This window comes from Streptomyces sp. NPDC005423 (assembly GCF_040606415.1).
In the GTDB taxonomy this organism is placed as follows: domain Bacteria; phylum Actinomycetota; class Actinomycetes; order Streptomycetales; family Streptomycetaceae; genus Streptomyces.
Genome location: NZ_JBEXET010000039.1, coordinates 1 through 22,122 on the forward strand (window position 1 = coordinate 1; position 22,122 = coordinate 22,122).

Below are 22,122 nucleotides of genomic sequence, written 5' to 3' on the forward strand. Positions count from 1 at the left end.
GTCACGTACAAGGTCGAGGCGACCCGTGTCGAGCAGCGCACCGACTTCGACAAGCTGATCGTCGACGTCGAGACCAAGCAGGCGATGCGTCCGCGCGACGCCATGGCCTCCGCGGGCAAGACCCTGGTCGAACTGTTCGGTCTCGCCCGCGAGCTCAACATCGACGCCGAGGGCATCGACATGGGCCCGTCCCCCACGGACGCCGCCCTCGCCGCCGACCTCGTACTGCCCATCGAGGACCTCGACCTCACCGTCCGGTCGTACAACTGCCTCAAGCGCGAGGGCGTCCACTCCGTGGGCGAGCTCGTGGCCCGCTCGGAGGCCGACCTCCTGGACATCCGCAACTTCGGCGCGAAGTCCATCGACGAGGTCAAGGAAAAGCTCGCCGGCATGGGCCTGGGCCTGAAGGACAGCCCGCCCGGATTCAACCCGACCGCCGCCGCCGACGCCTTCGGCGCCGACGACGACGCGGACGCGGGATTCGTGGAGACCGAGCAGTACTGAGCGCCACGACGATCCGAGCAGCACCGCGCGTAAGGGGACAGAAGCACCTCGCCGCTGTCCCCACCCGCTGGGCGACCTCGGCCGGGGCCGGGTCCGCGTCCGCGCACGGCCACGTGGACACCGTCGTCTGCAGCGGTCCGTAGGGCCGCTCGGCGAGTACGTGGCCGCCTCGTCGCCCATGGGGGTGCCGCCGGACAGTATCCGGGAGACGCTCAGCAGGCCCCGCCCCACTGCTAGTGGGTCGTACGCGCCGGGGTGGGCGTCGGCGGCGGTGTACGCCGTGCCGAGCGCGCCGGGCGTGCTGCCGGCCGCGCGGATCACATCCCGGCCCTCCGGGCGGACCGCCTGAGAACGCGTACGGGCTCCGCAGACCACCTGTCTGCGGAGCCCGTACCGCGTCAGAGTCTCGAAGGGCCCCGGTCCGCCGCCCTGGCGCCCGCGTGGAGCACGCTCACCCGTATCGCCGGCTCGCTTCGGAACGTTGCCCGGTCTCCCGGCGGGATCGAACCGCCCCGCCTGCCGACCGACGGGCCGACCCGCGTCATACCGTCGTGGCGGCTGCTTCTCGGGGTGGCCGCCGCACCGTGCGAGACCGGGTCAGCGTGCCCGAAGACCGCCATGCCGACCTCCAACTCGGCCAGCCGGTGCAGCGGTTGGTCGGCCCGTGCGCGGTCGGTGTGGAAAACACCCGGCATGGCCCGGCCGACGTTGGCGACCGTAGCGCCGGTGAACAGCACCCGAGGTCCGGGCAGGTGGAGCGCGATCGACCCGTCCGTGTGCCCGGGCACCGCGACCACCACCGCCACGCCGCCGAACTCCAGCACATCGCCGTCCCCCACCTCCCGGTCCACGTCCATCCCCCCAGCCTGCACGGCCGCCATGTCCGCGTTCGCTGACGGCTCACCAGCTGTGCGGAACGCGACCCGGCCCCCGCGCCCGGCCCCGGACCCCGACCGGAACCGGTCCTCGCGTATCCCCCGGGGTGCCCGACTGCGCCGCTCAAGATGCGCTGTGCCGGATATCTACCAGACTTGATCGCATGGCAGAAGAACGTCGACCTGGCGCAAGGAAATCCTCCACGACGACCGCTCGCCGCCTGCGGACGGTGAGCGGAGCCGAGCAGGCCGCGCGTGCTGCCTCGCAGAGCCTTGAGGGGCTGATCGGCCACCCGATGGAGGGTGTCACGGCCGTAGGACGTGACGAGGACGGCTGGTGTGTGGTCGTGGACGTCCTGGAACTGCCCCGGATCCCGGACACGACGAGCCTGCTCGCCTCGTACGAGGTACGGCTCGACCAGAACGGCGAGCTCCTGGAGTACCGCAGGGTCCGCCGCTACCGGCGGGGATCCGCAGACGAGTGACGCACCACCCGACCTCGCCCGACGACCGGAAGGACACTTCATGCCCGCGACCACGTACTCCGACGAGGTAGTGGCGTGCCCACCGCGCGCCGGCACGTTGTACGACGTGCTCGAGCTCATCCTCGACCGGGGCATGGTGATCGATGTGTTCGTCCGGGTCTCCCTGGTCGGCATCGAGATCCTCAAGATCGACGCGCGGATCGTGGTGGCGAGCGTGGACACGTACCTGCGGTTCGCGGAGGCGTGCAACCGGCTCGATCTGGAGCGGGACTCCGGCAGTACCACCATCCCCGAACTGCTCGGCGGCGGAGTGCGGGGCGCTGCCAAGTCCATGGGCAAACGCAAGGTGCGCGAGACCGCGCACAGCGTCGGAGACAGTGTGCGCAAGGCGGTCGGCGGCCGGACCGAGGACCCCGACGAGTCCGACGCGGAAGAGGAGCAGGAGGTCCCGCGGAAGCGCCGCCCTCCGGCGCGAAGCGGCACCAGCCGCCGGCGCCGACCCGTGGAGGCGTGAGCCGTGACGGCCGAGGGCGTCTACGTCTACGCGATCATCCCTGCCGGAAGGCGGCTGCCGGCCGCCGCGACGGGTGTGGGCAGCCCCGCGGTGCCGGTGCGGTCGATCCGGCAGGGAAAGGTGGCCGCTGTCGTCAGTGAGGCTCCTCCGCAGCTGCGCGCCAGGCGCCGTGATCTGCTCGCTCACCAGGATCTGCTGCTGCGTCTCGCGGAGCGGGGCCCGGTACTTCCGATGCGTTTCGGGATGGTCGCCGACGAGGAGTCGGTGTTGGCCCGGCTCGCGGAGCGCGAGGCGGACCACCTGACGGTACTGGAACACGTATCGGACGGCGTCGAGGTCAACGTCAAGGCGCTGCCCGCGCAGGACGCGCTGGCGAGCGTCGTCGCGGAGGAGGCGGACGTCCGTCGGCTGCGGGACGCGGTGCGCCGACGGCCCGGTTACGAAGCCAGCCTGCGGCTCGGCGAGGCCGTCGCGGCAGCTCTCCAGCGCAGGGCTGTGGAGGCGGGCCGGCGCATTCTGCACGAGCTGACACCCAAGGCCCGAGCGGTGGCCGCGGGACCCGAGGTCCAGGGCTGCGCGCTCAACACGTCGTTTCTCGTGGGCCGCGGAGACTGGGACGCCTTCCGGGCGGCGGCGGAGGAGTTGGCCGCCGCGCATCGCGACCGTGTGGAACTGCGTCTCGCGGGCCCGTTGCCTTGCTACAGCTTCGTCTCCTCCGAACGCGTCCCCCTCCGAACCGCTGGGGCCTGAGATGGGACTGATCACCGGCTTGCTCACCCTGCCCATCGCCCCGGTCCGCGGCGTCGTCTGGGTGGCGGAGAAGCTCAACGACGCGGCCGAGCGTGAGCTGCACGACCCGGGAGTGCTCCGTACCCAGCTGGCCGTGCTGAACCAGGAACTCGAAGACGGCGACATCAGCCTGGACGAGTTCGAACGAGAAGAGGAGCGGCTGCTCGACCGGCTTCATGCCGCGCGGGCCCGTGCCACGCGGAACGATCGAAGGTGACGCACTCATGGACGACAAGGACAAGGTGGCTCTCGCCGCTGCCGTAGTGGGCGGCTATGTGCTGGGCCGTTCGAAAAAGGGCCGGATGGCGCTGTCCATCGCGACGTACCTGGCAGGCCGGCGCTTCGGCCTCGAACCTCGCCAGCTCGCGGCCGAGGGCATGCGCAGACTGACGGAGATCCCGCAGGTCGCCGAGTTGCAGGAGCAGCTGCGGGGTGAGGTTCTCCAGGCGGGCCGCAAGGCCGTGAGCGCCGCCGCTGAACGAGGCATGGGCCAGCTTGCCGGCGCCATCAGCGAGCGTACGTCCCTGATCGGCAAGGCCAAGCCGGCCGACGAGGAAGACGAAGAGGACGAAGAGGACGAAGAGAACGACGTCCCGGAAGACGAGGACGCGGAGTACGACGAGGACGAGGAAGAGGAAGAAGGAGAGGAAGAAGAGGGCGAGGGCGAGCCTGAAGACGAATACGAGGAGGACGAAGACGAGGACGAGGACGGCGGCGGAGAGGAGGAGGAAGACGAAGAGGGCGCGCCGGAAGAAGAGGAAGAGCCGAAAGCGCCGCCGCGGCGGCGGCACCGGAAGTCCGCTCCCGCTCGCGAAGAGAGCAAGCCTCGGGCGCCCAGGAAGACCGCACCGCGCAAGGCACCGGCGAAGAAGGCGACTGCCGACAAGTCCGCGGCCGGTAGGACAGCGGCGAACAAGACGACACCCGGCAAGAAGACCGCGGCCGGCAAGACGGCAGCGAAGAAGGCCCCCGCGAAGAAGGCTGCTCCCGCGAAGAAGACAGCGGCCAAGACGACGGCGTCGTCGAAGCGGACAGCATCCAAGCGCGCCGATCGTCGGAGGTAGTCAGCCATGACCAAGACGGAGAACGACGGGCCTGCCGAGCAAGCGTCAGGAGTGGACCAGATTCGTGAGGCGCTGTCCAAGTTCCTGTCCACGCAGGTGGAGAATCTCGCCGAGAAGGCGGGCGAGAAGCTGACCAACCTCACGGGGCAGCTGACTGACGCGTCCGAGAAGGGGGGCTCCCTCCCTGCGATCGGATCGCGCATTCTCCAAGGTGACTCCCCCGTGAAAGCCTTCGTTTCGGAGAAGGCCAAGGGCGTCAAGGACAATGTCATGGAGAAAGTCAAGGGCGCCGTCGGCGGGGGAAAAGGGAAGCGCAAGTCCAGTGGCGGCAAGGTCATGAACATCGTCGAGGTTCTCGACGTGGGAGTGCCCCTGCGCGAGGCCTACGACTACTGGACGCAGTACGACCAGTTCAGCAGCTTCGCCAAGGGCGTTCGAGACGTTTCGAAGGGTGATGAACTCACCAGCGACTGGAAGGTGAAGGTCGGTCCGTCGACACGCAGTTTCACGGCCACCGTCGAGGAACAGATTCCTGACGACCGCATCGTCTGGACCTCCAAGGGTGCCAAGGGAACAACGCGCGGCGCGGTCAGCTTCCACGAACTGACACCCACTCTGACCCGCATCGTCCTGGTCGTGGAGTACTACCCGTCCGGGTTCTTCGAGAAGACGGGCAACCTCTGGCGTGCGCAAGGGCGCCGTATGCGACTGGACTTCAAGAATTTCCAGCGGTACGTCACCCTTACCAGCGAAGAGCCCGACGGCTGGCGCGGCGAGATCCGCGACGGAGAAGTCGTCGTATCCCACGAGGACGCCGTCGAACAAGAAGAGCAGGAGGAGCAGGAGGAGCAGGAGGACGACGGCTCCGAGAACGAGGACGAGGAAGAAGGAGAGGGCGAAGACGAAGACGGGGAAGGCGCCGACTCCGCCTACGAGGACGAGGAAGAGGAAGAAGACGACGAGGTTCCGGAGGACGAGGATTCGCCCGAGGACGAGGACGAGGACCAGGCCGCGTCCGAGGACGAAGACGAAGACGAGTTGGAGGAAGAGGACGAGGAAGAAGAAGCTCCCAGGAGAAGAAGAGGGCAGAGGCGACGCCGTGACTGACGTCGACTTCCGGCAGGAGGCGTATGCCGTCCCGGGACCTCAGACCACCAACCTCGCCGACATTCTCGAAAGGGTTCTGGACAAAGGGATCGTGATCGCCGGGGACATCAAGATCGACCTCCTCGACATCGAACTTCTCACCATTCGACTGCGCTTGTTCGTGGCATCCGTGGATACCGCGAAGAAGGCCGGAATCGACTGGTGGGAAAACGATCCGGCCCTCAGTTCACGCGCTTCCCGCGACGCCTTGCGGGAGGAGAACCGTGAACTGCGCGCGCGTCTCTCGGAAATCGAACCGGAAGCGCTGGACGCATAGGCTTCCGTAGCGCTCCACTCCACCACCGCATCCGGAACAAGCAATCAGTGAGGAGAACCGAGGTAGATGACGGAGCGCGCCTCTGAGCTCTCGGACGCCGACGCCACGTACGTGTTCGCCGTCTGCCGCGATCCGGACGTGCCGGCCCTCGCCGCGCTGGCGGGGGTGACCGGCGGGACACCTGTGCGGCCCCTCTCGCTGGGAACCCTCACGGCGATCGTCCAGACCGTCCGAGCCGGCGAATTCAGCGACGAGGCGTGGCAGGCGCGCCTGTCCGACCAGCGGGAACTGGAACGGTACGCGCGCGCTCACCACGACGTGGTCTCGGCGGTCGCCACCAGCTGCCCCACCGTCCCCCTGCCCATGGCCACCCTCTACCACGGTGAACAGAGGGCGCGGGAGGCGCTGTTGAAGGAGACGGACCGGTTCCACACCGCGCTCAGACGCATCGCTCACCACTCCGAATGGGGCCTGAAGGTCTACACCACGCCCACCGCTCCCGGCGGCACCGGCGGGAGGTCGGCGCGACCCGTCTCGTCAGCTGACCGATCTCGTCCGGCGCCGGGGACCGGCCTCGCCTACCTCGACCGCAAGCGAACCGCGCAGGAGCGGCGGGAACGATGCCAGGAGGAGGCGCTGCGGGCGGCGGAAGCGGTGGACGCCGATGTCAGTCGGCTGGCCACCGCGTCCCGCCGGTTGCCGCCACACCCCCAGCCTTCCGGGGAACGCAGGGTACAGATCCTCAACGCGACCTATCTCGTGGCGGAACACCGCTCCGCAGAGCTCGCGCTGCTGGCCCGGACCCTTCAGGAACGCACCGGGTCGCAGATCGAGCTGTCGGGACCTTGGGTGCCCTACTCGTTCGTGGGCGAGGTGTAGACCGTGACCCACGACGTGGTGCCCTGGGACAACGCCGGGCCGCTGAACGGCCCTCTCGGCGTACCGCTCGTCGACCTGCTGGACCGCGTCCTGGCAACCGGTGTGGTGGTCAGCGGTGACCTGGTCATCGCCATCGCCGACGTGCCGTTGGTACGGCTGTCGCTGCACGCCCTGCTGTCATCCGTCAACGACCGTGTCCCGGCCCCCTGGGCGGACGGTGGGCCGCTGTGACGGGCTCCCGACTCGACCTGGACTCCGAGCGGATGGGACGCGATCTGGTCGCCCTGGTCCTCACCGTGGTCGAACTCCTCAGACAGCTGATGGAGCGCCAGGCGATCCGCCGTATCGATCAGGGCGACCTCAGCGACGAGCAGGCTGACGAGATCGGAACCACGCTGATGCTGCTCGACCAACGCATGACCGAACTGTGCGACCAGCACGGGGTGCGCCCCGAGGACCTCAATCTCGACCTCGGCCCCCTGGGAAGCCTCCTGCCCCGCAACTGACGGCACAGACGGCACTGACGCGGCCCATCAGGGAGCGGACGCGGATGCCGCCCCGCACCTCATCGCCGTACCCCGCCGATCGACCGCGGCAGAAGTCGCCGGCCCCGACCGGTCCCCAAGAACGACCGAAGGCCGGTTTCGGATGACTCCGAAACCGGCCCTGAGCTGCGACTGTCTCCAGTCGGGACGACAGGATTTGAACCTGCGACCCCTTGACCCCCAGTCAAGTGCGCTACCAAGCTGCGCCACGTCCCGGTGACCGTCTGACCTGGGGTTTCCCCTGGCCGGACGTGCAGGGAAACCATACCGCACTCGCGTCGGTGGTCGCGCACCCGTTTATCCGGTGCCGATGCCTTACGGCTTGACCTGAAGTTGGATTGAGGTTGCACGATCGGGCGTATGACGACCGCGACGGAACACCTTCGCCCCTACACGTACGGCGACCTGCCCGGACTCATGAGCCTCATGACGGGCGACGAGAAGCACGGTCCGGCGGCGACCTCGACGCTCGACGTCCTGTGGGTGCTCCACGACCGGGTGCTGCGGATCGCCCCGGAGCGCACGGACGATCCCGGGCGGGACCTGTTCCTGCTCTCCAAGGGGCACGGGCCGATGGCGTACTACGCCGTTCTCGCCGCCAAGGGGTTCCTGCCCGCGGAGTGGCTGGCGGACTTCGGGGCCTACGACTCGCCGCTCGGCCACCATCCCGACCGGATGCTGGTGCCGGGGGCCGAGATCGGCAGCGGTTCGCTGGGGCACGGGCTGCCGATAGCCGTCGGGACGGCGCTGGGACTGCGCGCCCAGGGGCGGTCCGAGCCGCAGGTCTGGGTGCTGATCGGGGACGCCGAACTGGACGAGGGCAGCAACCACGAGGCCATCGCCTTCGCCGGGCCCGCCGGACTCGACCGGCTGCACTCGGTCGTGGTCGACAACGCCTCGGCCAGTCACGGCAGGCCCGGCGGCATCTCCGCCCGCTTCGAGGCGGCGGGCTGGTCCGCGGTGACCGTCGACGGCCGGGACCACGAAGCGCTGTACGCGGCGTTCACCGCGCCGCATCCGGGCCGCCCGCACGTCGTCGTCGCCCAGGTCGAACCGATGTCCGCGTGACCCTCCTTCCCGCTTCCCGTCTCCTCCCCCGGCTCGTCGGCTCTCCGGCTCGCCGGCTCAAGAAGGGCTCTCCTCCCATGGACACCATGCGTGACCGTTTCGCCCCGGTCCTCTCCCGGCTGCTCGACGAGAATCCTCGGGTCGTGGTCGTCCTCGCCGAGATCGGCCTGGCCGACTTCGGGGAGGCGCGGCAACGGCATCCCGACCGGGTGATCAACGTCGGCATCCGGGAGCAACTGCTGATCGGAGCCGGTGCCGGGCTGGCGCTCACGGGGCTGCGGCCGGTCGTGCACACCTTCGCCAGTTTCCTCGTGGAGCGGCCCTTCGAGCAGGTCAAGCTGGACCTGGGGCACCAGGGGCTGGGCGCGGTGCTGGTCAGCGCCGCGGCCTCCTTCGACTGGCCCGCCGGCGGGTTCACGCACATGGCTCCGGGCGATGTGGCACTGCTGGACACGCTGGACGGGTGGACCGTGCATGTGCCGGGCCACCCGGACGAGGCCGAGACCCTGCTGCGGCACGCGGTCGCGGCGGGCGACGAGAAGGTGTACGTCCGCCTGTCCGTCCAGTCCAACGCCGGTGGTCTGCCCGTCGACGGCGTGCGTTTCCGCACCGTCCGCGAGGGAGGTTCCGGTGTCGTGGTCGCCGTCGGTCCGACCCTCGACACCGTGCTCACGGCGACGGAGGGTCTGAACGTCACCGTCCTGTACGCCACGACCGTACGGCCCTTCGACGCGGCCGCCCTGCGCCGGGCCGTGGAGTCGGCCGGCACCGATGTGGTCCTCGTCGAGCCCTACCTGGCGGGCACCTCGACGGCAGCCGCGAACGACGCCCTCGCCGACGTGCCCCACCGGGTGCTCGGTCTCGGTGTCGGCCGCGCCGAACTCCGTCGCTACGGCACCGTGGAGGAGCACATCACCGCCCACGGTCTGGACGCCCGGTCACTGCGGGACCGTATCGGAGGCTTCCTCGACACCTCTCCCGCGCGGCTCGGCGGGGTCCCGTCCGGAACTTTGTCGACCGTCGACCGTCGAGTGTGACGGGGCGGCCGTGACCGGTCGAGGCCAACGGGCGCTCAAGCAGAGGCGGTTGAGGCCCATGCGGTTCGAGGCCGGGAAGCGCGTCCATCTCAGTCCCCGGCCGGCAGGCCCAACTCGGGGTAAGCCTCCAGCAGGCGGGGCGGGGCCGCCTGACGCCAGGAGTCGGCGAGGATGTCGCGCAGTTCGTCCTCGCCGTCCAACGCGGCGAGCCGGGCCCGGACCCACGCGAAGCCCGCCTCGTGGTCGGCGATCCAGAACTTCCGCGGCTCGGCCAGCACCAGTTCGTCGCGCTCCGTCTTCGGACAGCGCACGGCGATGGAGGTCTCCTCCTCGGGCAGCGTCGCGAACATCTTTCCCGCGACCCGGAACGTGGGCATGGACCAGGCGGTCTTCTCCGCGGTGTCCGGGAAGGACAGGGCGATCCGGCGTACGTCTTCGGCATCGGACATGACAGGCACCGTAACGGCTCCCACTGACAACTACCTGATGGGAGCACCCGGCCGCCCGGGCTCGCCGAGCAGTCGTCAGGCGTGGTGACGGCTGGTTGCTGGGCCTGCCGGGGAAGGCGGAGCTCCGGTGCCCGCGGTGTCAGTCAACGGATCGCTCAACTCCCATGCCGGGAAACGCAGTTCACCGGGTCAGGGCCGGGCGAAGCCTGCCTCGTGGCGACAGCGCGCTCCGCCGACCAGCCGGTGCGGGAGCGGGTTCACGCCTCGGCGGCCTCTCCCAGGGCGTCGAGGACCGGGCGGATCAACGGGTGTTCCTCCGCTCCCCGGCGTACGGCCGCGAAGACGCGGCGGGTCGGCGCCACGCCGTCGACGGGGCGGACGACCACGTCCGTCAGGTCCATGCCGCGCAGGGCCGAGCGCGGCACGAGGGCCACGCCCGCCGCGGCCGAAGCGAGGGCCACCACGGCGCGGAAGTCGTCGGAGGAGTGCGTGAGGCACGGTGCGAAGCCGGCGTGCTCGCAGGCCAGGACCACCACCTCGTGGCAGGGGTTGCCGGGGTACGGGCCGATCCAGGGGTCCCCGGCCAGTCCGGCGAGGGGGATCTCGGCGGCGCCGGCCAGCCGGTGGGCGACCGGAAGGACCGCGTCGAACGGCTCGGCGTAGAGCGGGACATGGGTCAGCCGGGGGTCGTCGGCGGGCGGCGCCCCGCGGTACTCGACGGCGACCGCGACATCGACCTGCCGGTCGAGCACCATCGGCAGGCTGGCGTCGCCCTCGGCGTCCTGGACGCGGACGCGGATGCCGGGCGCGGTCAGCGCGAGGCGGGTCACGGCCGGGGCGACGACCTGGGCGATGCCGGTCGCGAAGGAGGCGACGGTGACGGTACCGGCGGCGCCGGAACCGTACGCGGCGAGTTCCGCCTCCGCCCGCTCCAGCTGCGCAAGGACCGCGTGGGTGTGGCCGAGCAGGATCTCCCCGGCCGGGGTCAGCCGTACGCCCCGGGCGCCGCGCTCGACGAGGCGGTGGCCGGTCTCCTGTTCCAGGGCGGTGAGCTGCTGGGACACCGCCGAGGGGGTGAGATAGAGCGCGGCGGCAGCCGCCGTCACGGTGCGGTGGTCGGCCACCGCACGGAGGATGTGGAGCCGCCGCGCTTCGATCATGGGCCCGATTATCGCAATATGTCCGGGCCGGTCGCCGCCACGGGCAGGTCACGGCCACGGGTGCGGCCGGCACCACGACCACGGCCACGGGCCGCCCGGCCCCCGTTCCGTACAAGCCACCCGTTCCGTTCAAGCCACCCGTTCCGCTCAGGCGTCCAGCTCCGCCCGGGCCGCGACGAAGGCGTCGACCGCGCGGTCCACGTCGGCCGTCGAGTGCGCGGCGGAGAGCTGGACCCGGATGCGGGCCCGGCCCTGCGGGACCACGGGGTACGAGAAGCCGATCACGTAGATGCCGCGTTCCAGCAGCAGCTCCGCCATCCGGCCGGCCCGCTCCGCGTCGCCGATCATCACCGGGGCGATGGCGTGATCGCCGGGGAGGACGTCGAAACCCTCCTCGGTCATCCGGCGGCGGAACAGGGCGGTGTTCTCGGCGAGTTGGAGCCGCAGGCCGTCGGCCGACTCCAGCAGGTCGAGCACCTTCAGGGAGGCCGCCGCGATCACCGGCGCGAGGGTGTTGGAGAACAGGTACGGCCGGGAGCGCTGGCGCAGCAGCGCGACGATCTCGGCGCGGGCGGCGACGTAACCGCCGGAGGCGCCGCCGAGCGCCTTGCCGAGGGTGCCGGTGATGATGTCGACGCGGTCCATGACGCCGTGCAGCTCGGGGGTGCCCCGGCCGCCGGGGCCGACGAAGCCGACGGCGTGGGAGTCGTCGACCATGACCATGGCGCCGTGGCGGTCGGCGAGGTCGCAGATCTCGCGCAGGGGTGCGACGTAGCCGTCCATGGAGAAGACGCCGTCGGTGACGATCAGCTTGCGGCGGGCGCCCGACGCCTCCTTCAACTGCCGTTCCAGATCGGCCATGTCACGGTTGTCGTAGCGCAGGCGGCGGGCCTTGGAGAGGCGGATGCCGTCGATGATGGAGGCGTGGTTGAGGGCGTCGGAGATCACCGCGTCCTGCTCGCCGAGGAGGGTCTCGAACACGCCTCCGTTGGCGTCGAAGCAGGAGGAGTAGAGGATCGTGTCCTCCTGGCCGAGGAACGCGGACAGCCGCGCCTCCAGCTCCTTGTGGACTGTCTGCGTACCGCAGATGAAGCGGACGGAGGCCATGCCGTAGCCCCAGCGGTCGAGGGCCGCGTGGGCGGCGGCGACGACGTCGGGGTGGTCGGCGAGGCCGAGGTAGTTGTTGGCGCAGAAGTTGAGGACCTCGCCCGGCCGGCCGCCCGCGGTGACCCGCACCGTCGCGGACTGCGGGGAGCCGATCACCCGCTCGGGCTTGTACAGTCCGGCGGCGCGGATCTCGTCGAGGGTGGTACGCAGTTCGTCGCGCACGGAGTCGAACATCATCAATTCCCTTGCTACAGAGTCCAGTCCAGGATGACCTTGCCGCCCTTGCCGCTCGCCGCGTCCGCGAACGCCGCCTCGTGGTCGCGGTGTCCGTACCGGCCGGTGATCACGGGCGCGAGGTCGAGGCCGCCTTCGAGCAGTACCGACATCGCGTACCACGTCTCGAACATCTCACGGCCGTAGATGCCCTTGAGGGTGAGCATCGAGGTGACGACGCGGGCCCAGTCGACGGGGAACTCCTGGGACGGCAGGCCGAGCAGGGCGATACGGCCGCCGTGCGTCATGTTGGCGATCATGTCGCGCAGCGCCTCGGGGCGGCCGGACATCTCCAGGCCGACGTCGAAGCCTTCGCGGAGGCCCAACTCCCCTTGACCGTCCGCGATCTGAGCTTCCGTCACGTCGAGTGCGAGGCTGACGCCGATCTTGCGGGCGAGGGCGAGGCGTTCCTCGCTCACGTCGGTGATCACGACGTTCCGCGCGCCGGCGTGCCGGGCCACCGCGGCGGCCATCAGGCCGATCGGACCGGCACCGGTGATCAGGACGTCCTCGCCGACCAGCGGGAAGGACAGGGCGGTGTGCACGGCGTTGCCGAAGGGGTCGAAGATCGCCGCGATGTCGAGGTCGACGGGGACGCGGTGCACCCACACGTTGGCGGCGGGCAGGGCGACGTACTCGGCGAAGGCGCCGTCCCGGCCGACGCCGAGCCCGACCGTGGCCCGGCACAGGTGACGGCGTCCGGCCAGGCAGTTGCGGCACCGGCCGCAGACCAGATGGCCCTCGCCGCTGACCAGGTCACCGGCCTTGATGTCGAGGACGTCCCGGCCGGTCCCGACGACCTCGCCGACGAACTCGTGGCCGAGGACGAGCGGGGTGCGGATCGTCCGCCGCGCCCAGCCGTCCCAGGCCCGGATGTGCAGGTCGGTGCCGCAGATACCGGTCCGCAGGACCTTGATCAGTACGTCGCCGGGTCCGACGGCGGGCTCCGGCACGTCCGCGAGCCACAGCCCGGGCTCCGCCTTCTCCTTGACCAGCGCCTTCAACGCTACGGCTCCTGTGTGTGCGTTCCCCGGGTCCGGGACCGTCCGGCCAGGCCGGGCGGTCCCGATCCGGGAGTCGGGAGGGGAAACGCGTAGCAATCTGCCGCAGGGGGGCGGCGCTGGTCCATCGAGGATTTCTTAAGCGGCGCCGCAGCTTTCCTTCACGCCCCGGACAGCGCGCCTCCCGGAGCGCCTCCGCCGGACAAGTCCTGTTCGGGGCGGGAGACTTGGTAGTGGAGGATGGGCCAGCCGCTCTCCGTCCGCCGCACCAGGACGGAGAGTGTGACCCGCAGTGCGCGACGGTCCGTGAACCCGAACTCCTACAGCGGGAACCCGTCGTTTCCGCGCGGCTCCCGGAACTCCCACAGCTCGCGCCGCTCCAGCCGCAGCACCAGCTCCGCCGCCGTCGACTTGATGGTCTCCAGGCCCGGTCGCCCCCACGGCCGCGGTTCGACGTCCACCACACACACGGTGCCGAGCACCATGCCGGTCCGGTCGATGAGGGGCGCGCCGAGATAGGAACGGATGCCGAACTCGTCGACGACCGGGTTGCCCGCGAACCGCGGATAGTCGCAGACGTCCTCCAGGACCAACGCCTTGCGCCGGACCACCACATGGGGACAGAAACCGTAGTCGCGCGCCAGCTGCCGCCCCACCTCCGGCTTCGCCACGGCGGCCCGCGCCCGCGGCCGGCCGGCCGGCGGGGTGTGCAGCCCGGCGAAGAACTGCCGGTTCTCGTCAATGAAGTTGACCATCGCGTACGGCGCTCCGGCGAGCTGGGCCAGCCGGTCGGCGAAGGCGTCGAGAGCCGGCTCCGGGCGCTCCCCCAGGCCCAGCCCGCGCAGCCGCCGGGTGCGCGCCGGCGCCTCCCTGTCCTCGGGCGTGAGCAGCAGACGACCGGCCGGGCGGGGCGGGTCGTAGCTCATGGGCGGGCTCCGTCCCAGTGGACGTACGTCATAGTCGGACTCCGTGGCGTTGGGCGGGGCTCACATGTGGGCACCGTGGCTCGGCGCGGACGCCGGCGCGTGGGCGATGAGATGGCGTACGAGGGTCAGCAGCGTCTGGACCCCGGAACTGGAGATCCGGGCGTCGCACCGGACGATGGGGATGTCGGGGCCGAGGTCGATGGCGGCGCGTACCTCCTCGGGGTCGTAGCGGTGGGAGCCGTCGAACTCGTTGATCGCGACGATGAAGCCGAGACCGCGCTGCTCGAAGAAGTCGACGGCCGCGAAACAGTCCTCCAGGCGGCGGGTGTCGGCGAGGATGACCGCGCCGAGCGCGCCCTCCGACAGTTCGTCCCACATGAACCAGAACCGCTCCTGCCCCGGCGTGCCGAACAGGTAGAGCACGTGCCGCGGATCAAGGGTGATCCGGCCGAAGTCCATCGCCACGGTCGTCTCGACCTTGTTCTCGATGCCTTCGAGATCGTCGGTCGCGGCGCTCACCGTGGTCAGCAGTTCCTCGGTGCTGAGCGGGGCGATCTCACTCACCGCACCGACCAGGGTCGTCTTGCCTACCCCGAACCCGCCCGCCACCAGGATCTTCAGCGCGGTGGGAAAGGGATCGCGATCGCGGCCACTCTCGTGGTCAGAGCTGTCGTCGTAGTCCATCGAGCACTGCCTCCAGCAGAGACCGGTCAGTGGGGTTGTGGTGGAACGTCGGCGGCTTGGCGGTCAGCGTTCCGCAGTCGACGAGGTCCGACAGCAGCACCTTGGTGACTGCCGCGGGCAGCTTCAGATGGGCGGCGACCTCGGCGACCGAGACGGGCGCGCGGCACAGGTCGAGCGCCTGCGCGTGCTCCGGGCCGAGATAGCCGAGGGGGGTGGCTCCGGTGGCCATCACCTGCGACAGGAGGTCGAACGCGACGGAGGGCCGGGTGCGGCCGTTGCTCACCGTGAAGGGGCGCACCAGCCGGCCGGCGGCGTCGTCGAGCCAGGGCCCGTCACCGGCCGCCGTCACGCTCAAGGCCTCATCGCCGGCGAACCGACGGCGTGCTGCCGGGGCGCCGTCACCAGGTAGGGGCGGACGCTCTTGACCAGCATCGCCATCTCGTAGCCGAGCACCGCCGCGTCGGCCTCCCGGCCGGCGAGCACGGCGAGACAGGTGCCGGAGCCGGCGGTGGTGACGAAGAGCAGCGTCGAGTCGAGTTCGACGACGACCTGGCGTACTTCTCCCCCGTCGCCGAAACGGACGCCCGCGCTGCGGCCCAGGGAGTACAGGCCGGAGGCGAGCGCCGCCATGTGATCGGCGCTGTCGGGATCGAGGCCGTGAACCGACTTCACGAGCCCGTCGCAGGAGAGGAGGACCGCGCTCGTGGTGTGCGGGACCCGCTGCACGAGGCCGCTCATCAGCCAGTCGAGATCGGATACCTGTCCGGTCGTCGGCGCATCGCTCGCCATGGTGGATCGACTCCTTGGGGTACGAAGGTCTGCGGGAGCGCTCGTGGGGGTGGGGGTGGATACGTGCGTGGTCATCCGGCTGGTGCGCTCCCGTCGTGCCGGGTGGGGCGGTCGTGGCCGGCCGCGCGCAGGTGCGCCTCGGCTGTGGGGGCCGCGTCCAGGTGGGGGGTGAGTGTGAGGGGCGGCATCGGCAGTTCCGCGTGGTCCGTCGCGTGATCGGCCGCGTGTTCCGGCGCGCGGTCCGGCGCGGTGAAGCGGTCGAGGGCCCTGGGGTGGGAGCCGAGGGCCGCGGGGGCGCCCAGAGCCGTGGGGTGGGAGTCCGGGACCGCGGGGTGGGGGTCCGGATGGTGCGGCTCCCAGGGTGGGGCCGTCAGGTCCGCCGCCTCCAGGTGCTGCTGGGCCTCCGCCAGGCCGATCCCGCGCTGGAAGGCGGCCATCAGGCCCGGGTCGTGGCCTTCGGGAGAGTCGCTGTCCTGGCGTGGTACCGGCCCGTCGCGCAGTTGGGGCGCGAGGTGTTCCTGGGCGCGGCGGCGGGGCAGTTGGGGCTTGCTCATGGTGCCGCGCACGGCGCCGTTGCGGGGGGCGGGCGGCGCGGTCACGTTCCGCGCGACGGTGAACCGGTCGTCGGGCCGGATGCCGGGCCTCGCCTCCGCGGGGTTGGCCCGTTCGTCGCGGGAGCCGCGCACGGGCAGCGGCGCCGGTCCGGTGCCGTTCGGCGCGGCGTGCGCCGGGCCCGTGGAGGTACGCCGTCGAGGGGTGGCGGTGTCGCGCCGCTGGTGCCGCCTCGGCGCGGCCGGCGGAGCCGCCGGGGCGGGCTCGGCCGGCGCGCCCGACTCCGGTCCGGCGGACGTGGCGGGCCTCAAACCGGTCGGCGGACCGGACACCTGCGGGTCGGGCACCTGCGGGTCGGACACCTGTGGGGCCGATGCCTGCGGACTCGGTGCCGGCTGACTCGGCTGTGCGGTGGGCAGCGCCGGTACGAGCGGCCGTCCCGCGCCGCCGGTGTCGTCCGCACGGTCCGCCCCGTCCGCGCCGTTGATGTCCTGCGGCTGCGGTTGCGGCTGCTGCTGCGACTGCTGCCCGGGCAGGACCGGCCCGGAGCCGAGCAGAGCCTGCGGTACGACGAGGACGGCCTGCATCCCGCCGTAGATGTTGGTCTGCAAGCGGACGTGGATGCCGTGCCGGCGGGCGAGCTGGGAGACCACGAACAGGCCGATGCGGCCGTCGGCCAGGAGGCTGGCGACGTTGACCTGGTCGGGGTCGGTCAGCAGGGCGTTCATCTTGGTCTGCTCGCCGACGGGCATCCCGAGTCCGCGGTCCTCGACCTCGACGGCGAGGCCCGAGGTGACGAGGTTGGCGCGGAGCAGTACCTGGGTGTGCGGGGCCGAGAACACCGTGGCGTTCTCGACCAGTTCGGCCAGCAGGTGGATGACGTCGGCGACGGCGTGGCCGCGCAGGGTGCCGTCGATCGGCGGTACGAGTTTGACCCGTGAGTACTGCTCGACCTCGGCGATCGCGGAGCGCAGCACCTCGGTCATGGAGACCGGGTTGCTCCACTGCCGGCGGGAGACGGCGCCGCCGAGCACGGCGAGGTTCTCGGCGTGCCGTCGGATGCGGGTGGCGAGGTGGTCGACGTGGAAGAGGCCCTTGAGCAGATCGGGGTCCTCGATCTCGTTCTCCAGCTCGTCGAGGAGGCAGATCTCGCGGTGCACCAGCGACTGAAGGCGCCGGGCCAGATTGACGAAGACCTCGACCTTCTGCTCGCTGCCCGCCTGGCTGGAGAGCCGGGTGGCCTGGACGACGGCCGTGACGGCGCCCTCGTGGGCGCGGGCCACGTCGGCGGCGAGCAGTTCGAAGTCGTCGGCGTCCCGCGGAGGTCCACGACGTGGCTTGCGCCGGGGCGGTTGCTCGCCGCGCCCCAACGCCTCGACCAGGGAACGGAGTTCGGCCTCGCCCTGGGCGCAGTTGCGGCGCAGCGCGCCGACCCGGTCGTCGACGGAGGTGGCGGCCCGGCCCGCGGCGACGGCGGCGATCACGATGCCCGCGAGGGTCACCGCGAAGGCGCCCGCGAGCACGGCCCACAGGACGAGGCCGGGCCGGGTCCCGGTGGAGCGCACGGTGAACAGGACGGCCGCGCAGCCGCTGAGGGCGACCGCGACCGGCGGCAGCACCGCGATCCGCAGCAACTGCGGCCGTAGGTGCGTGTCGGGCGGCAGCGAGGGCACGGGGCGGGCGGCCGGCCGCCCGTGCCGACCGCCCTCACGGCGGTCCGGGCGGGCGGCCGGTGCGCGGAGGTGAGACATCTGCGTCCTCGTACTGGTCCGTCGGGCCTGATGACTCGCGCGGGGTGCGCGGTTCGGGCGTTCGCCATCGCGGTGCCGGCCGAGAGCGCCGAAGGGAATCCGGCGCCGCGTCGTCCGACGGACACTCACAGTAGTCGCCAAGACATCATGTGCGACGGGCAGTTGACAAAGTCCTACGGGCAGCGTCCCCCTCTGGTATGAGGTCTCGTACGACAGACCGCTGACTCCCTCGGAGCTCCACCGAGGAACGGAAGTGAATCGATCGTCCCTGATCAGAAGCGGTCATGAACGAACTGAACGGACGGCGGGGTCCGGAGAGCGCCTCGCTCTCCGGACCCCGCCGTCCGTCTCCTCCGCCTCGGCTCTCAGCCCGCCGGGACGGTCTCCTGCGCTCCGCTGCCCTCGGCCCGGTCCCCCGGGATGTCACGGCCCGTGTCGGCCGGGACCTCGCCCACCGGCGCGACCGATGGCTCAGCCGACGGCTCGATCGACGGCTCAGTCACCGCGGGCCGGCCGCCCCGGGGAGTCCGGGCCACGCCGCGCCACCAGGGCTCGGCGGGAACGGTCTCGCCCGTCGGCTCGAAGGGCTCACCGGGGCGCGGCAGCGCGAGGGGCGCGCCGGCCGCGTGCCCGGCGGCGAGGGTGCCCTCGCCGGGTTCCGCCCACGGGTGGGTCGCGAGGTTGAAGGTGGCCCAGTGGATCGGCATCATCACGCCGTGCGGCCGGCCGCCCTGGAGGTCGAGGTGGGCCCGCATGCCCTCCTCCGGCGTCATGTGGATGTCCGGCCAGAAGTCGCTGTAGGCGCCGATCTGGATCATCGTGGCGTCGAACGGGCCGTGCTCGGCGCCGATCTCCTTGAAGCCCTCGAAGTAACCGGTGTCTCCGCTGTGGTAGATCCGGTGCTCGTCACCGGCGACGACCCAGGACGCCCACAGCGTGTGCTGGGTGTTGCGCAGGCCGCGTCCGCAGAAGTGCCGGGCCGGGGTGGCGGTCAGGGTGATCCCCCCGACCTTGGCCGTCTCGTGCCAGTCCAGCTCGCGCAGCCGGTCCGGGGACACGCCCCAGTGCTCCAGATGGGCACCGACGCCCAACGGCACCGCGAAGACCGTGTCCGTGCCGGCCAGTGCCCTGATCGTGGGCAGGTCCAGGTGGTCGTAGTGGTCGTGCGAGATGACCACGACGTCGACCGGCCCGAGCGCGGCCAGCGGGAGCGGTGCCGGGTGCAGACGCTTGGGTCCCGCGAAGGGGAACGGTGAGCAACGGTCGCCCCACACCGGGTCGAAGAGCACCCGGTGGCCGTCGATCTCCGCCAGCACGCTGGAGTGCCCCATCCAGGTCAGCCGCAGGCCGGTGGCGGGCGGCTTGGCCAGATCGGCGACGGCGGTGGGGTGCACGGGCACGGTGCCCTCGGGGACGCGCAGGGGTCGCTCGTCCTTGTCGAAGTAGACCTTGGCGAACTGGATCATCGAGGCGGACGGCCGGATACTGGTCGGGCCCCCGGGATTCTGGAAGACCCCGTCCTTGAAATGGGGGGATCTGCGGATGCGCGCGAGGCGCTCGCCGCTCGGGTCCGCGCCGAAGGCCGCGGGCTGCAGCGCGCGGAGCCCGGAGCTCAGGGGACGGAAGCCGGTCACGATACCTCCAGGTGGAGTCGGTCAGGCTTTCCATTATGGTCGGCCGCTCCGACAACGACGGTCCACCGAGGTCACAGCGGCCCGATTCCAAGGAAAGACCAAGGAATGACCGAGGATTTGGACCGGGTTGGGACGGCAACGTCCCGCACCGGCTCCAGACCCACCCCGCGCCCCCAGCATCCCCACCGCCCCTCAAGCCACCCGCTGGATCCGCATCTTGATGTCGTACGGCGAGAGCGCGCCCTTGGCGGTGACGTGGTCGCCCGAGGACTCGCCGCGCAGCCGGCGTCCGATCCAGGGCACCAGGTACTCGCGCGCCCAGTACACGTCGTCGCGCCGGATGTCGAGCGTGCCGCGCGGCGGCAGCAGGGGCCACGGCTGCTCCGGGTCGGCCGGTACGTCCAGGCCGAGCACCTGCCCGGCGCGCAGCGCCACCCGGGTGTGTCCCTCGGGCGACAGGTGGAGGCGGTCGCCGTCCCAGGCCCGGCGGTCCTGGATGGTCTTGAGGGACCACAGGTCGAGGACCGGGCAGCCGTAGCGGTCGGCGATGGCTCGTACGTGGCCGTTGTAGGTGGCGATCTTGCCGCGCAGGTGCTTGAGCACGGGCACGCCACGGGTGTCGAAGCCGGTGGTCACCATGACGGTGCCGACGGCGGAGGTGAGGTCGGCGACCGCGCGCTCGAAGCGCTCGGCGACCTCGTCGGGGTCGGTGCCGGGACGGATGATGTCGTTGCCGCCCGCGGTGAAGGAGACCAGATCCGGGGCGAGTTCCCTGGCGCGCGTGACCTGTTCGGCCACGATCTGGTCGAGCAGTCTGCCGCGCACGGCGAGGTTGGTGTACGCGAAGTCGCCCTCGGCCCTGCGGTCCGCGAGCAGTACCGCGAACCGGTCGGCCCAGCCGACCATCGCGCCGTCCGGGCCGGGGTCGCCGACACCCTCGGTGAAGCTGTCCCCCAGCGCCACGTACGACCCGATCACCGCTCTGCTGTCACTCTTCGAATCGTCTGCCACGGGGGCCATGATTCACCCGGGATGTGACCTACGCGATCGTAAGCGGGGGTTGACGTACGGTGAGATAAGCCACTGATAAAGGCTTGCCCAAGGGCGGAATAAGCCTCTGCGCAGGGTTGTTGCGGGGCAACACCGAGGGCCGGACCCGGGGATCGTGGGTCCGGCCCTCAGCGGCTTCGAAGGGGTGTCGGTCGGAGTGGCGTCGGTCGAAGGGACGTCGGCCGAAGGAGGGCCGGTCGAGGGTGTGTCAGACGCCGACCCCGTGCGAGCGGAGGTAGGCGACCGGGTCCACGTCAGAGCCGTAGTACGGGGTGGTCCGGATCTCGAAGTGCACGTGCGGGCCGGTCACGTTGCCGGTCGCGCCGGACAGGCCCAGTTGCTGGCCTTCGGTCACGGTCTGGCCGGCCGAGACGGAGAGCTGGGACATGTGGGCGTACTGCGAGTACTGGCCGTCGGCGTGCCGCACGACGACCTCGTTGCCGTACGCGCCGTCGTAGGCGGCCGAGACGACCGTGCCCGCGGCGATCGCCTTGACGGTGGTGCCGGTCGGGACGACGAAGTCGATGCCGGTGTGGTAGCCGCTGGACCACATGCTGCCCGCGACGTGGTAGCCGGTGCCTGTGGTGCCGCCGGTCACGGGGAGCGTGTAGCCGGTCGCCGTGCCGCTGTCCGAGGAGGTGGTCCGGGCAGCGGACGTCGTCTTCGTCGTGGACGTCGTCTTCGCACTGGCCGAGGCGTCGGCCGAGGACGAACTGGTCGTCGCCGTCGCGGACTTGTGGCCGAGGGAGAGCTTCAGGCCCGGGTGGATCAGCGACGGGTCGGCGCCGATGGCCTCCCGGTTGTCCTGGTAGATCCGGTTCCAGCCGCCGTCGACGTCCTGCTCCGCGGCGATCCTCGACAGGTAGTCGCCCGTCCTCACCGCGTACGTCCGGACACCGGCGCTCTTCGCGGCGGACGCCTTGGCTGCGGACGCCTTCGTTGTCGTCGCCTTCGTTGTCGACGTCTTCTCGGCGGCGGCCGGTACCGACCGAACGGCCTTCTCCGGAGCGGCGGTCGCGGTGGCGGCGTGGGCTCCGGCCGCGCCCATGAGCGGGAGGACGAGTGCGGCGCCGCCCGTTCCGGCGACGGCGATCGAACGGCTGAGGCGCTGGGTCCTCGGACGGCGGTGCTTACCCTTCGCGGGCATGGCGAATTCCTCTCCGGCGCCTGCGAGGTGAGCTGTCGGGTGCGGACGGGAGATGTCCGGCCGCGCGCTGGGCGCGGCTTTACCCCAAGCCTGTTCCGGAGACCGGAACAGGCGGTCTGGCCTGTGGGTCCCCCGCTCCTGCCGTGGTACGGGTGGGTGTGTGCGGGTTCCGGGCGGCGGCAGGATTGGGCGTCCGTCCGGATTGGTGGCGAACGTAAGCGGTCGAGGCACAAAGGGACAAGCAGGAAGTTCCGCGACTTTGCGTTTTGGTTGATCCGTTGGGGGAATCAGGGGTGACCCTCCGTGCATTCACGGTTCGGCGCCGCACTCAATTCCCGTGCGCCACGCCCTTATTACGTGCACATGACGGACGACGCTCGGTCACGGATATGACGCTGCTCACGCGCCGCCTCCCC

Annotated in this window: 26 protein-coding genes, 1 tRNA gene and 1 riboswitch; of the genes, 13 read left to right on the top strand and 14 right to left on the bottom strand. The window is 71.0% G+C overall.

Going from position 1 to position 22,122, the window contains the following annotated elements; genetic code table 11:
• The coding region (locus tag ABZT12_RS30370) for a DNA-directed RNA polymerase subunit alpha C-terminal domain-containing protein (RefSeq protein ID WP_356390440.1) at positions 1-504 on the top strand (504 nt) is incomplete at its 5' end.
• 398 nt (positions 505-902) lie between these two features.
• Here the strand turns inward: ABZT12_RS30370 and ABZT12_RS30375 are convergent.
• Positions 903-1,526 carry an MBL fold metallo-hydrolase gene (locus ABZT12_RS30375; RefSeq protein WP_356390576.1) on the bottom strand — a complete coding sequence of 208 codons (624 nt, stop codon included), beginning with the start codon at positions 1,524-1,526 and terminating at the stop codon, positions 903-905.
• Positions 1,527-1,543: 17 nt separating this feature from the next.
• Between ABZT12_RS30375 and ABZT12_RS30380 the strand changes: the two genes are divergently transcribed.
• From ABZT12_RS30380 to ABZT12_RS30425, 10 genes are all read left to right on the top strand, one after another.
• Complete coding sequence (locus ABZT12_RS30380; protein ID WP_356390442.1) at positions 1,544-1,864, top strand: gas vesicle protein; 321 nt, start codon at positions 1,544-1,546, stop codon at positions 1,862-1,864.
• Between the two features lie 40 nt (positions 1,865-1,904).
• Positions 1,905-2,378, top strand: coding sequence for a gas vesicle structural protein GvpA (locus ABZT12_RS30385; RefSeq protein ID WP_356390444.1), 474 nt, complete (start codon positions 1,905-1,907; stop codon positions 2,376-2,378).
• Between the two features lie 3 nt (positions 2,379-2,381).
• A complete protein-coding gene (locus ABZT12_RS30390) occupies positions 2,382-3,128 on the top strand; it encodes a GvpL/GvpF family gas vesicle protein (protein ID WP_356390446.1) in 747 nt (248 codons plus the stop codon).
• A 1-nt stretch (position 3,129) separates the two neighbouring features.
• Entirely contained in the window at positions 3,130-3,384 is a 255-nt protein-coding gene (locus tag ABZT12_RS30395) for a gas vesicle protein GvpG (RefSeq protein WP_356390448.1), read from the top strand.
• Between the two features lie 7 nt (positions 3,385-3,391).
• Positions 3,392-4,231 carry a histone protein gene (locus ABZT12_RS30400; RefSeq protein ID WP_356390450.1) on the top strand — a complete coding sequence of 280 codons (840 nt, stop codon included), beginning with the start codon at positions 3,392-3,394 and terminating at the stop codon, positions 4,229-4,231.
• A gap of 6 nt (positions 4,232-4,237) precedes the next feature.
• Entirely contained in the window at positions 4,238-5,338 is a 1,101-nt protein-coding gene (locus tag ABZT12_RS30405) for an SRPBCC family protein (RefSeq protein WP_356390452.1), read from the top strand.
• Positions 5,331-5,654 (top strand): gas vesicle protein, encoded by a 324-nt coding sequence (locus ABZT12_RS30410; RefSeq protein ID WP_356390454.1) that lies wholly within the window; start codon positions 5,331-5,333, stop codon positions 5,652-5,654. The genes ABZT12_RS30405 and ABZT12_RS30410 overlap by 8 nt, the downstream gene beginning before the upstream one ends.
• A 66-nt stretch (positions 5,655-5,720) precedes the next feature.
• Complete coding sequence (locus ABZT12_RS30415) at positions 5,721-6,533, top strand: GvpL/GvpF family gas vesicle protein (protein ID WP_356390456.1); 813 nt, start codon at positions 5,721-5,723, stop codon at positions 6,531-6,533.
• Between the two features lie 3 nt (positions 6,534-6,536).
• Positions 6,537-6,764: a gas vesicle protein gene (locus tag ABZT12_RS30420; RefSeq protein ID WP_356390458.1), complete on the top strand. Its 228-nt coding sequence runs from the start codon at positions 6,537-6,539 to the stop codon at positions 6,762-6,764.
• Positions 6,761-7,039: a gas vesicle protein K gene (locus ABZT12_RS30425; protein ID WP_356390460.1), complete on the top strand. Its 279-nt coding sequence runs from the start codon at positions 6,761-6,763 to the stop codon at positions 7,037-7,039. The genes ABZT12_RS30420 and ABZT12_RS30425 overlap by 4 nt, the downstream gene beginning before the upstream one ends.
• 181 nt (positions 7,040-7,220) lie before the next feature.
• Here ABZT12_RS30425 and ABZT12_RS30430 read toward each other — a convergent pair.
• Positions 7,221-7,294, bottom strand: a tRNA-Pro gene (locus tag ABZT12_RS30430).
• A gap of 144 nt (positions 7,295-7,438) precedes the next feature.
• On the opposite strand from ABZT12_RS30430, the gene ABZT12_RS30435 reads away from it, so the two are divergent.
• Complete coding sequence (locus ABZT12_RS30435; protein ID WP_356390462.1) at positions 7,439-8,146, top strand: transketolase; 708 nt, start codon at positions 7,439-7,441, stop codon at positions 8,144-8,146.
• Between the two features lie 77 nt (positions 8,147-8,223).
• Positions 8,224-9,183, top strand: a complete 960-nt coding sequence (locus tag ABZT12_RS30440; protein ID WP_356390464.1) for a transketolase — start codon at positions 8,224-8,226, stop codon at positions 9,181-9,183.
• Between the two features lie 89 nt (positions 9,184-9,272).
• Here ABZT12_RS30440 and ABZT12_RS30445 read toward each other — a convergent pair whose 3' ends face one another.
• From ABZT12_RS30445 to ABZT12_RS30500, 12 genes are all read right to left on the bottom strand, one after another.
• Positions 9,273-9,632 carry an MmcQ/YjbR family DNA-binding protein gene (locus tag ABZT12_RS30445; RefSeq protein ID WP_356390466.1) on the bottom strand — a complete coding sequence of 120 codons (360 nt, stop codon included), beginning with the start codon at positions 9,630-9,632 and terminating at the stop codon, positions 9,273-9,275.
• A 257-nt stretch (positions 9,633-9,889) separates the two neighbouring features.
• Positions 9,890-10,792: a LysR family transcriptional regulator gene (locus ABZT12_RS30450; RefSeq protein ID WP_356390467.1), complete on the bottom strand. Its 903-nt coding sequence runs from the start codon at positions 10,790-10,792 to the stop codon at positions 9,890-9,892.
• A gap of 147 nt (positions 10,793-10,939) precedes the next feature.
• Positions 10,940-12,133, bottom strand: a complete 1,194-nt coding sequence (locus tag ABZT12_RS30455; protein ID WP_356390469.1) for a glycine C-acetyltransferase — start codon at positions 12,131-12,133, stop codon at positions 10,940-10,942.
• Between the two features lie 14 nt (positions 12,134-12,147).
• Positions 12,148-13,176: an L-threonine 3-dehydrogenase gene (gene tdh / locus ABZT12_RS30460; protein WP_356390471.1), complete on the bottom strand. Its 1,029-nt coding sequence runs from the start codon at positions 13,174-13,176 to the stop codon at positions 12,148-12,150.
• 317 nt (positions 13,177-13,493) lie between these two features.
• The gene (locus ABZT12_RS30465; RefSeq protein ID WP_356390473.1) at positions 13,494-14,099 is read right to left on the bottom strand and encodes a GAF domain-containing protein; all 606 of its coding nucleotides are present in this window, start codon (positions 14,097-14,099) and stop codon (positions 13,494-13,496) included.
• 60 nt (positions 14,100-14,159) lie between these two features.
• Complete coding sequence (locus ABZT12_RS30470; protein ID WP_356390475.1) at positions 14,160-14,783, bottom strand: ATP/GTP-binding protein; 624 nt, start codon at positions 14,781-14,783, stop codon at positions 14,160-14,162.
• Positions 14,761-15,132, bottom strand: a complete 372-nt coding sequence (locus ABZT12_RS30475) for a DUF742 domain-containing protein (RefSeq protein WP_356390578.1) — start codon at positions 15,130-15,132, stop codon at positions 14,761-14,763. The genes ABZT12_RS30470 and ABZT12_RS30475 overlap by 23 nt, the downstream gene beginning before the upstream one ends.
• A 2-nt stretch (positions 15,133-15,134) precedes the next feature.
• Positions 15,135-15,572 carry a roadblock/LC7 domain-containing protein gene (locus tag ABZT12_RS30480; RefSeq protein WP_356390477.1) on the bottom strand — a complete coding sequence of 146 codons (438 nt, stop codon included), beginning with the start codon at positions 15,570-15,572 and terminating at the stop codon, positions 15,135-15,137.
• A 71-nt stretch (positions 15,573-15,643) separates the two neighbouring features.
• A complete protein-coding gene (locus tag ABZT12_RS30485; protein WP_356390479.1) occupies positions 15,644-17,875 on the bottom strand; it encodes an ATP-binding protein in 2,232 nt (743 codons plus the stop codon).
• A gap of 365 nt (positions 17,876-18,240) precedes the next feature.
• Positions 18,241-19,509 (bottom strand): MBL fold metallo-hydrolase, encoded by a 1,269-nt coding sequence (locus ABZT12_RS30490; RefSeq protein ID WP_356390481.1) that lies wholly within the window; start codon positions 19,507-19,509, stop codon positions 18,241-18,243.
• A gap of 192 nt (positions 19,510-19,701) precedes the next feature.
• Entirely contained in the window at positions 19,702-20,487 is a 786-nt protein-coding gene (locus ABZT12_RS30495) for an SGNH/GDSL hydrolase family protein (protein WP_356390580.1), read from the bottom strand.
• A 280-nt stretch (positions 20,488-20,767) separates the two neighbouring features.
• Positions 20,768-21,706, bottom strand: a complete 939-nt coding sequence (locus tag ABZT12_RS30500; RefSeq protein ID WP_356390483.1) for a M23 family metallopeptidase — start codon at positions 21,704-21,706, stop codon at positions 20,768-20,770.
• A 4-nt stretch (positions 21,707-21,710) separates the two neighbouring features.
• Positions 21,711-21,871, bottom strand: a riboswitch (cyclic di-AMP (ydaO/yuaA leader).
• Positions 21,872-22,122: the final 251 nt, after the last annotated feature.